Source organism: Paenibacillus sp. J31P316 (assembly GCF_056269105.1).
Genome location: NZ_JBWDNI010000002.1, coordinates 468381 through 480064 on the forward strand (window position 1 = coordinate 468381; position 11684 = coordinate 480064).

5 protein-coding genes are annotated in these 11684 nt (G+C 55.9%); 1 reads left to right on the plus strand and 4 read right to left on the minus strand.

The window, feature by feature from the left end; all coding sequences use genetic code 11:
* The first annotated feature begins 740 nt into the window (after positions 1-740).
* A complete protein-coding gene (locus AC0YNU_RS07505; RefSeq protein ID WP_475754837.1) occupies positions 741-6668 on the plus strand; it encodes a discoidin domain-containing protein in 5928 nt (1975 codons plus the stop codon).
* A gap of 143 nt (positions 6669-6811) precedes the next feature.
* Here AC0YNU_RS07505 and AC0YNU_RS07510 read toward each other — a convergent pair whose 3' ends face one another.
* From AC0YNU_RS07510 to AC0YNU_RS07525, 4 genes are all read right to left on the minus strand, one after another.
* The gene (locus AC0YNU_RS07510; protein ID WP_475754839.1) at positions 6812-7807 is read right to left on the minus strand and encodes a zinc-dependent alcohol dehydrogenase; all 996 of its coding nucleotides are present in this window, start codon (positions 7805-7807) and stop codon (positions 6812-6814) included.
* A 3-nt stretch (positions 7808-7810) separates the two neighbouring features.
* Positions 7811-8872 carry a Gfo/Idh/MocA family protein gene (locus AC0YNU_RS07515; protein WP_475754841.1) on the minus strand — a complete coding sequence of 354 codons (1062 nt, stop codon included), beginning with the start codon at positions 8870-8872 and terminating at the stop codon, positions 7811-7813.
* A 264-nt stretch (positions 8873-9136) separates the two neighbouring features.
* Positions 9137-10567 carry an aldehyde dehydrogenase family protein gene (locus AC0YNU_RS07520; protein WP_475754843.1) on the minus strand — a complete coding sequence of 477 codons (1431 nt, stop codon included), beginning with the start codon at positions 10565-10567 and terminating at the stop codon, positions 9137-9139.
* Positions 10568-10720: 153 nt separating this feature from the next.
* Positions 10721-11599 (minus strand): oxidoreductase, encoded by an 879-nt coding sequence (locus AC0YNU_RS07525; RefSeq protein WP_475754845.1) that lies wholly within the window; start codon positions 11597-11599, stop codon positions 10721-10723.
* Positions 11600-11684 lie beyond the last annotated feature (85 nt).

Below are 11684 nucleotides of genomic sequence, written 5' to 3' on the forward strand. Positions count from 1 at the left end.
ACGAAACACCCATCGCATTAGCGCGGATGGCTGTTTCCGTACGTTTGCTCAAGCTTGCCGTATTTGCCCATGCAAATCGCGAGCTGGAGATGAGGAATCCATGTCGAGTAAGGCGTAAAGACGATGCCCCATGCATCCGCAGGCCCATGGGTACATCCACCTAAACCGTTTCATTTAAGCTCCGAATCCCCTCGGATGACCCGCGCTTTTCCAACGAAATTCTCACCATGCTTTATTTTCAGCAAGCGCCGCAAAACGGAATTTATCTATGACAAATGTCTCTTGTTTTGACTCATACAGGAAATGGATGGCATTTATTAGCCTAATCAGACCCTTAAGGTTTTGTAAAGTCGTTCAATACGACCTATTTCTTTCGTCGTAGGCCAATAAGGTCGTTCGACCTACCGAGATTGCAATCCCGGACACTGCCAACCGAAATAGAACCCTCTTCCCCGTTGAGTCGAAAGTTGACATCGCCCTCCATGCACATTGCTGCTATGTTTCTATTGACATATGCGTCGCATGATCACGAATCGACATCATCCCCATGCCCTGAGACCTAGAAAGTAGTCGGAGTAGGATTTTTCGCTCATTGTGAACGGAAATCGGCAGAAGATATAATTGCGCTGAAAAAAAATTCCAATTAATTTAGCAATTTATGTTGGAATTTGACATTTCTTTATTTCGGGAAATGTCTCATAAGGATGTCCTTAAGGCGAGAAAGAGGAGGAATTGGTGGAATGAGTTCGATTGCAAGAAAGGTTCGTAAGAAATTGCCGCTGACGGCACCGTCAGTGCTCACTCTCTCCTTGCTTCTCGGTTCATGGAACGGATCGACCGTTTCGGCAGCCGGCGCAAAGGGAAACGAGGCTTCCCATCTGCTAACCTATGGGGGAGCGGCGTATGCCTCTTCCACGGAAGGCGGCTTGACGCCCGACAAGGCCGTTGACGGAAGCTTGGATTCCCGTTGGGGCAGCGCGTTCGGCTCGGATCCGCAATGGATCTACATCGATCTCGGCGCCCAAGCCACGATCGATAAGGCCGTCATCCGCTGGGAGAACGCCTACTCGAAGTCGTACAAGATCCAGGTGTCCGACGACGAGTCGACTTGGAAAGACATCTACGCGGACACCAAAGGCGACGGCGGCGTCGACACGATCGCGTTGTCCGGTCAAGGACGTTACGTGCGGCTGTTGTCCCTGGAACGGAGCGGCGGTTACGGCGTGTCGCTCTATGAGTTCGAGGTCTACGGCACGGGCGGAAGCAATCTCCTTCCGGTCGTACTGGGCGAGGATGTTGCCCGCAATAAACCGGTCGTCGCTTCCTCCTACGAGAAAGCCGACAAGGATAAACCGGCGATGCCGCCGGAGAATGCAAATGACGGCGACGCGAAGACCAGATGGTCCTCCGCTCACACGAGCGACGAATGGATCTATGTCGACCTCGGCAAAGTGCGCGACATCGGGCGTATCCGCCTGAATTGGGAGAACGCCGCCGGCCGCATCTACGATCTCCAGGTATCCGACGATACGGTCCATTGGAAGACGATCTACCGGGAAATGAACGGTACGGACGGCTGGATGGATACGCCCGTGTATGCCAGCGGCCGTTATGTAAGAATGAAAGGCATCAGCCGTACGACCAGCTACGGCTACTCCTTGATCGATTTCGGCGTCTATGACTACGTGTACGGGGATCCGAAGCCGGATTATGCCATTCCGTCGCTCCCTGTCGCTTCCACGGTCGACGTCGGCAAAGGCAGCTATCTCACCAGCGATATCAACATGCCGCAGCCTCGTCCGCCGATGAACAAATCGGATGAGCTGAACGCGCCGATTCCGTCCAATGACTGGTGGCAATCGGTCTTGATCAAGAACTTGAGCGACAGCCTGATCACGCTCCCGTTGAAATCCAAATACACCACGCTCGGCCTCGGCATCCTTACTCCTGGCGCGGGTTGGGTGAATGATACAGGCAATTCGCAAGCGGCCGACGGAGCACCTGATTTCTACTTGAATGCCGGCAATATCAGCACCGGCAAAATCAAGAACAAAGTGACCGGTTACGGCGATTGGTCCGCTACCGTCGCGCTGAGCGACAACGACACGGATAAGATGTCAACGACGTTCGTCAAAGGTTCGCCGTATTTGTATTCGGAATTCAGCGATCCGACGACATCGGAATTGTATTTCCCGCTCTCCGCCAGCTTCTATGACGACAAGGGCAACCCGGTTCTCGCGGCCGAAGGCGCTTCGTTGACGGCAGACCATATCGGATTCGCGGTCGCGAACGTAGACGGCTCCCCGCAGGCGACGAAAACAGTCCGCAATTACGGCATATTCGTGCCGGAAGGCTCCGTCTTCATGAGAGTCGGCAACAAGGTCAAAATCCGTCTCGGCGGCGGACAAAACTACTTGTCATTGGCATCCATGCCTGCAGCGGGCGACTTGAACTACTTCTATAAACACGGGTACGCCTTCGTCAAGAATACGATCGTGACGCCGAGCTTCGACGAGAACACCTCCGAGGTGACGACCCGCTTCGACGTGGAGATCGACCGGAAGCGTTCGGACTTGGAGCCGACGACCTTGATGGCGCTGCTTCCGCATCAATGGAAGCAATCGTCTTCGACGCTGACGCCGCTTGCGTATCCTTCCATTCGCGGAACGCTGAAGCTTCATGAAGGCAATTCGTTCACGACGACGGATCGCTTCAACGGCATCGTGCCTCAATTCACGGAGCCGGGAGATCCTTCCTATTCCCGCGACGCGCTGCTTGCGCAATTAAGCTACCTGGACGAAGCGACGTCCAAGAACATCATGTCCGGCGATGCGTATTGGCAAGGCAAAGTGCTGCATCCGCTGGCGATGGGCGTCCTGATCGCCGACCAAATCGGGGATCAAGCGTATAAAGAAACGTTCCTCTCGCGCCTGCGAACGATCTTGACCGATTGGTACACGTATACCAAAGGCGAACCGGACTACTTCATGTACTATGACCCGACGTGGGGAACCATGTATTACAAAAACAGCGAATTCGGCGCGAATACAGGTCTGACGGACCACCATTTCACTTATGGTTACTACGTCTTCGCTTCTGCCGTGCTCGCGACCTACGACCAAGACTTCAAGGACAATTACGGCGGCATGGTCGAGCATCTGATCCGGGATTACGCCAATCCGTCCAAAGAAGATCCGCTCTATCCGTTCCTGCGCAACTTCGATCCGTACGAAGGCCATTCATGGGCCGGCGGTTACGGCGACAACAACAACGGGAACAATCAGGAAGCGGCCGGCGAATCGCTGTTCGGCTGGGTCGGCGAATACATGTGGAGCTTGCTGTCCGGCGACAAAGCGACCCGCGACATCTCCATCTACGGCTTCACGACGGAGCTGAAGGCCATCGAGCAATACTGGTTCAATTACGACAACGACAACTGGCTGCCGGGCTTCAATCACAAATCGGTCGGCCAAGTGTACGGAAGCGCGTATAACTTCGGTACCTTCTTCAGCGGAGACCCCGTCAATGTGTACGGGATTCACTGGCTGCCGACAGGCGAATATTTGACGAGTTACGGCTTCGATCCCGCCAAAGCCGCCGACTTGTACAACGGCATGGTGAAGGATAACAAAGGCCCCGAGAACGCGTGGTACCATATCGTCTGGCCGATCGAATCACTGAGCAACCCGCAGGCGGTGCTCGATAAGTTTACGGTCGATAACACGCAGAAGAACGAAATTTTCAATACCTATTGGTTCGTGCACAGCATGGCAACGCTCGGAACGCGCACCGACGACATTTGGGCGGGCGGCTGGTCCGGCGCGACCGTATACAAGAAAGGCGCCGTTTATTCCGCCGAGGTATGGAACCCGACGAACGAAGCGGTTACGGTGACGTTCCACGATGCGGCAGGCGTAACGGGCTCCGCGACTGTCGGACCGAAGTCGCTCGTGAAAGTCGATCCGACGAAAGTAACGGATTTGGATGCCAACGTGTCCCCCGTGCTTGCGTCCGATAAAACGCTGAATCAAATCCATCAGCCGATCGAAGTGACGTTCGCCGATCATCTGAAATGGCGCGAGTCGATTCATGCCGTGCTCGTGAACGGTACGGCAATCGATCCTGCCCGATACGAGATCGAAGCGGGAAAAATCACGCTCGACAGTTCGTTGTTCCCGGTTGAAGGCAGCTACACGATTGCGGTTCAGTCGACCGATTATCCTGACGCAAGCGTGAAGCAAGTCGTGATTACCGACTCGACCGTTAATTTGGCGCTGAATAAGCCGACTTTCACGTCGGATAAACCGAATAACCCGGGCTCCTACGCGGTGGACGGCAAACCGGACACGCGCTGGGAATCCGCATTCAGCGATCCGCAGTTCGTCGCGGTTAACTTGAAGTCGGAGTATAAGATCAGCCATGTCCGACTGAATTGGGAAAACGCGGCCGGCAAGAGCTACGCCGTTCAAGTGTCGACGGACGGTCAACAATGGACAACCGTGTACAGCACGACTCGCGGCCATGAAGGCATCGACGACATTACCTTCCCTGCCGTGAACGCGAGATATGTCAAAGTGGAAGGCACTGAACGCACGACGAACTACGGGTATTCCTTATGGGAGCTCGAAGTGTACGGAAGCCCGGCAGGCAGCCTGGACGCGCCGGATCTGGTGGCGGATTCGACGATGAACCGCGCCGGTCAGCCGATCGACATCGGCTTCGAGGATGCCGCGGATTGGAGAACGGCCATCCAGACCGTGAAAGTGAACGGCACGCCGGTATCCCCTGCGCAATACCAAGCCGCGCCGGGAACCATCGCGCTGAACGGCTCCTTATTCCCTGAAGCCGGCAGCTACGACATCACGATCGAGTCGAAGGGCTATGCCCCGGCTGCCGTGAAGCAGACGATCATAACCAGCTCCAACGTTAACCTTGCCCTGCGCAAACCGACGTTCACGTCGCCCGCTCCGAATCAAGCCGGCAGCTATGCGGTGGACGGCAACAAGGCAACGAGATGGGAATCCGCCTCCAGCGACCCGCAGTTCATTACGGTCGATCTAGGAGCGGAAGCGCTTGTCAGCCGCGTCCTTCTGAATTGGGAGAATGCAGCCGGCAAGAGCTACACCGTCCAAGTCTCCGCCGACGGCAAGGCTTGGAAGACGGTCTATGCGACGACGACAGGCAAGCCTGGCGTCAATGACATCGGATTTGCGCCGATCTCCGCGCGCTACGTCAAAGTAAACGGCACGGCACGGACAACGAATTATGGCTATTCGCTCTGGGAATTCGAAGTGTACGGCAGCGGAGCCGGCCTGCCGAGCGCGCCGGAACTCGTATCCGATACGACGAACGCCGTTGTCGGCCAGCCGATCGAAGTCTCCTTCGGCGATGAGGCGGCATGGAGAAACGCGATCGAAGCCGTCTCGATCGACGGCACGACGATTGGCGCTGCTCTATATCAAGTCAAGGCCGGAACGATCGCGTTGGATGCCTCCTTATTCAAGGATGCCAAATCCTACCTGATCTCCGTGCAAGCGAAAGGATACACGGAGGCGTCCGTTCAACAATCCGTTAGCGCCAAAGATCAACCGGGCAACTCGAATCCGAATCCGGACCCGGGTCAGAACCCGAATCCGCTCAACCTTGCGTTCGGCAAACCGACGGCTTCGTCGCCGGATTATCACCGCTCCAGCGCCGATGCGGTCGACGGCCGCACGGATCGCCGCTGGGAGTCTGCTTTCCAAGACAATCAATGGATGAGCGTTAACCTTGGATCGGTCCATACGATTAACCGCGTCGTCCTGAACTGGGAGAACGCGTACGGCAAAGCGTATACCATTGACGTGTCAGCGGATGGGCAGACATGGAAGACCGTATACGCTACCGATAATGGCAACGGCGACGTCGACGACATCTCGTTCGCTCCCGTCAGCGCGCAATACGTGAAGATGAACGGCATCAAGCGCGGATCCCCTTACGGCTTCTCGCTGTGGGAGTTCGAGGTCTATGCCGGCGACAAAGCCCCTCTCGCAGGACCGGCTTTGACCGCGGATACGACGGATAACGTGCTTGGCAAACCGATCGAAATTTCGTTCGCGGACGATGCAGCTTGGAGAGCCGCAATCACCGCAATCGAGCTTAACGGCGCAGCTCTTCAAGCCAATCAATACACGGTGACAGCCGGCAAGCTCACGCTTAACGCCGCCTTGTTCACGGAAGCCAATCCTTACGAAGTAGCCGTGATCGCGACAGGTTACGGAAAGGTTACCGTCGTACAGCCGATTGCTTCGGCGGTCAACCTTGCGCTCGGCAAGAACGCCGCTTCTTCCGATGGCGCGCTTCAAGCCGGGAAGCTGGCAGTCGACGGCAGCAAAAGCACGCGCTGGGAATCGGCATTCAGCGATCCGCAATGGATCAGCGTCGATCTGGGCAAGACGACGACCGTCAGCCGCGTCCTTCTGAATTGGGAGAACGCCTCCGCGAAAGTCTATTCGATCGAAGTATCCGAGGACGGCGCCAACTGGACGACGGTATACGCGACGACAAGCGGAGACGGCGGAATCGACAATATCTTCCTTACCCCCGTCGATGCCCGTTACGTCAAAGTAAACGGAACGGCGCGCAATACGCAATACGGCTACTCCCTGTTCGAATTGGAAGTTTACTAATCTTCAGCTTTCCGATTTGACGCCGATGCACGATTTGGAATACCTGCAAAATCGATTAAAAGCAAAGAGACGCCGGTGATTCACCCGGCGTCTCTTTGTCGTGCACGCTGCCACTTTAATGCCTAGCGGAATCGGACACGCGTTCAATCGTAACACAATAACACTTTGGCCGTCAGTCCCTGAGCGAAATCCCGGAACGCTTCCGGAGCTTCGCGAAACGGCAGTACGTCCGATATGAGCGAGTCGACCGGCAAGCCTTGCCGGTACAAAGCCAACATCTGCTCATACTCCCCGAAATGGTAAAACCATGAACCGGTAGCGGTAACATCGCGTCGGATGAAATCGTCGCTGATCGAAAGCTCCACTTTCCCTTGCTCGCCGTTGAAGATCACCTGCCCGCCGGTTTTTACCGCCGCAAAACAGTTTTTCACCGCTTCCGGCTTGCCGGTCGCCTCGATGCAAACATCCGCGCCTAGCCCTTCGGTGGCGGAAAGGATCGCGGCTGCAACGTCGGCATCGGCTGCATTCAAGCATACATCTGCGCCTAATTGTTCAGCGAAGGTCAATCGTTGGACGGAATAATCGACGATGATGATTCGCCGCTTCAAATACTTCTGCATGATGACATTGCCCAAGCCGATCGGCCCTGCGCCGAAAATGGCTACATTCCGCACATCGCCCGATCGAAATTGGGTAGAGGTGTGGTAAGGAACGCCGAATCCGTCTCCGGTGAGCAGCACGCCGGTTTCCCAGGACAGGTCATCCGGCAGAATATGGCACGCAACGGCGTCGGTGACGAAATACTCGGCATGCATCGACTCGTAATAGTTGCGGTTAGGACACCATGTGTATTGTTTTTTGGCGCAGTAATCGCAATGGCCGCATCCGGCAATGGCAGATACGCCGACCCGTTGACCGACCTGCGGTGCCGTTACCCCCACGCCGACGGCAACGACTGTGCCAGCCGCTTCATGCCCCGTATTGCCTTGGGCCGTTCCGTCGTTCCGGTAACGGCCCAGCTCGCTGCCGCACAGCGCGGATACGGCGGTGCGGATAATGACTTGTCCCTTTTGCGCTACCGGCATGGGCTGCTCAACCCAAGCGACATGCTGCTGTCCGTTCATTTGTAGGGATAGCATGATTTATGCTCCCTCGAGCGGGAATGCAGCTTCAAGCTCGACGGTTTTCCCGGAAGCCGCAGAGCGCTTCAGCGCAGCTTCGAATTGCAATTCGGCCAGTCCGTCTAAGCCGGTAACCGGTGGGTTCTCCCCGCTCCGCAGTGCTTGGAAATACGCTTCAAGCGAATGCCTGAACGATGCTTCGTATTGCGTCCAGCGCGATTTGTCCGGAATGATGAAGAAGGATTCGCCGAAATTCGTGCCCTCTTGATAAATGGTCAGCCTCGCATCCAGATCGGACAAACAAACCGTTCCGTGCTCGAAGTTCATCGTCACGTGGTAGAGCGGCGAAGCGAACGAAGAAGCAGACGATCCGATGATCGTGCCGACCGCGCCGGAGCGCATCGTGAAAGCGGCCGCGATATCGGTTCCGCGCATGTCGCCCTGCCCGTACGGGCGGTCTCCGTTCAACGCGACAACGCTGCGGACTTCTCCGCCGAAGTGTCGAAGCAAATCAATGCAGTGGCTCCAACACGCATAATGAACATGCCATGTACTTTGCAACAACTGCCCCAGATTACGCTCCTGGATCAGCTTCTTCAGGTTCAAGCTCTGCGTAAAGAAGCGGTAATTGAAATTCATCGCCACTTCGGCGTCCGCGTCGCTCGCTTCCCGCAGCAGTTCCCGGGCGTCGAAGAAGTCTTGCTCGGTGACATTGGCTTGGCCGTTCGACGCTTGCAGCGGTTTCTCCATAAACAAACGCTTGACGCCGTACCTCAACAACTCCCTGGCAATGGGAACATGGCTCGCTTCATTGGTGAGGATGAAAATAACATCGGGATTTTTGCCGGCCAGCTCCTCCAGCGACTCCGTCCGGCTTCCGCCGAACTGATTGACGGCTACGTCTATGCTGGCGGCTGTCCGCGAATAATAGTACAGGCTCACCCCTTGTAGTTGAGCCAGCCACGGCAAATAATTGTTGATGGCGACACTGCCGACGCCGACTATCCCGATTCGCAGATCGGGGCGATTGATTGGAGCTGCAGTCACTGTACCGTCAACCTCTTCCGGATTTATCCTCGTCACCTGGATGTATCCCTCCCATATTTCAAGTGATGTTCTTAAGCGCGATCCCCGCCGGTCATCTTACAAATAGTTCAACAAGCACGTTGAAAGCAAAATTAATGTACACGCTTCCAATCTGGATGTCAACATTGACAAAGGAAACACCGGGCTGTCCCAAAAAATAGTCGAATAAGTTAATCCCATAGCGATGCCAAAGAACCCTCAATACCACTAAGCAGTGGTGCTGAGGGTTCCTTATTCATTCGAAGCACCTAAAGTCAAAGGTTACATCGCCAGATCAAACCCTGTAATCGTTTTGGTCTCCAGACAGTCTTCCAGCCCGTAAATGCCGTACTCGCGGCCGATGCCGGAATGCTTGAAGCCGCCGAACGGCGCTTTCATCTCGAAGCCTGCGCCGTTAATGAGCACGACGCCTGCTTGAATGCGGGACGCAAGCTCACCTGCCTTCTCCAGGTCGGCCGTGCTAATATAAGCACCTAAGCCGTAATCCGTGTTATTGGCCATCTCGATGGCCTCTTCCTCCGTCGTATACGTCAGAATCGACAGCACCGGTCCGAAAATCTCTTCCTTCGCAATCGTCATGTCTTCGGTGACATGCGCAAATACCGTCGGTCTGACGAAGTTCCCCTGCTCAAGTCCTTGCGGATGGCCTTCACCGCCGATTACCAGCTCCGCGCCTTCTTCAATGCCGGCTCTAATGTAATGCTGCACTTGCTCGTACTGCTTCTCCGTCACGATCGGTCCAAGCACCGTATCCGCTTCGGACGGAAGGCCGACCTTCATCGCTTCCACGGTTTCGCGGGCCAGCTTCTTCACCTCTTCGAGCCGGTGCTCCGGCACGAACAAGCGAGTACCGGCTACGCAGGCTTGCCCGTTATTCGTGTAGCAGGATCTGACGGCTGCAGGAATCGCCTTGGCGAAGTCCGCATCGTCGAGTACGATATTCGGGGATTTGCCGCCCAGCTCCAGCGTCACGCGCTTCATCGTGTCGATCGAAGCTCTGCGGATTTCTTTGCCGACCCGGGTAGAACCGGTGAAGTTGATCATCGCCACGTCCGGATTGCGCGTCAGTTCGGCGCCCACCGCAGCGCCAAGACCGTTGACGACGTTGATTACCCCTGCTGGAATGCCTGCTGCATGGAAACATTCCGTCAGCAATTGGGTTTGCAGGGCGCTTAATTCACTCGGCTTCATGACGACCGTACTCCCTGCGGCGATTGCCGCTCCAAGCTTCGCCGTCATCTGCGAATAGCTCGCGTTCCATGGCGTAATAATACCGATAACGCCCACGGGCTCGGCCACCACTTTGGCTTTGCCGATATAACGAACGAACTCGAACTGTTCCAGCGCTTCCTTGCTGTCCAGCAAATTCGCCGCGGCCAGCTTCACCCGGCCGACGGCTGCCATCCGAGGCGCGCCGTATTCGAGAATATTGGCTTCGGCGAGATCGTCGATGCGGTCCAATATGGCGTCGTTCAGACGCTGCAGCATTGCGGCTCTCTCCTGCACGGAGGTCTTCGAGAACGAACCGAAGGCTGCTTTCGCTGCCGCGACAGCAAGCTTGGCATCTTCTTCGTTCCCGAGCGCCGCGCTCCCGAAGACTTCACGCGTAGATGGATTAATCAGCGCTTGACGATCTGTACCCCGCGGGGGAACAAACGTCCCGTTTATATAGACATGTTCGATGTTCCTCATTCCAGGCACCGCCTTTGATTTATTTTATGGGCGCTTCTGTTTAATGGAGCGGCTCCTCTTTGCTTTGTGTAAAAGGGCAAATCGGCCATGATGGCCGACCTGCCTTTGAATCCCCTTGCGATGCAGCGTTTCATCTATCTGCGATGCCAACGATCAGTTGTCCATCTCGTCGTACATGCGCGATACCGCCAAGTCCAATTCTTTGGCCTCGAAGTCGGCCGAGACGCTCAGCTTCTCCCAGCGTTTCGTTTCGGCGAGCTTGCCGGTATCCACCGCGTTCGCGATCGCAACCGCATCGCTTCCGAGCAGCAGGCGAAGCGGCGGATTGTCCTCATTCACGACCGCGATGATCGCTTGCGCGGCTTTATCCGGATCGCCGTTCTCTTTGCCGGTCATGTCGCGCAGGTGCTTGAGCAAACCGCCGACCGTGTCTTTGTATACGTCAGCAGGCTCGGTATGCTGCATGGAGGAACCTGCCCAGTCGGTGCGGAAACCGCCCGGTTCGATCAACGTCACCTTCAAGCCGAGCGGAGCGACTTCTTTGGACAAGACCTCGGAGAAGCCTTCCACGGCCCATTTCGACATTTGGTACGCCCCGAGACCCGGAGCGCCCGTACGTCCGCCGATGGACGAGAATTGAACGATATGACCGTGGCCCTGTTCCCTCAGCAGCGGCAGCGCGGCTTTCGTTACGTTCACGACGCCCCAGAGGTTCGTCTCCACTTGCGCGCGGAAGTCTTCCATCGTCGTTTCCTCAATGGAGGAGACATTGCCGTAACCGGCGTTATTCACAAGGACGTCCAAACGGCCGAATTTGTCGAATGCCGCATTCACGGCAGCTTCTGCCTGCTCGTACCGGTTGACGTCCAACGGCACGATATGAACTTGGTTTCCGTAGCGTTCCGCCAGATCGGCGATCTGTTCCGTTTTCCGAGCCGTCGCGACGAGTTGATCTCCCTTTGCCAATACCGCTTCCGCAAGACTGCGGCCAAACCCTCTGGAGCTTCCTGTAATCAGCCAAACTTTATTCATCTAGTTGTCCTCCCAAGTAGTTGTTTTTGTTTTGGAATGTTTGTTCCAACAACGTCAGTATAGATTCTTTCCGCTTTACCGTCAA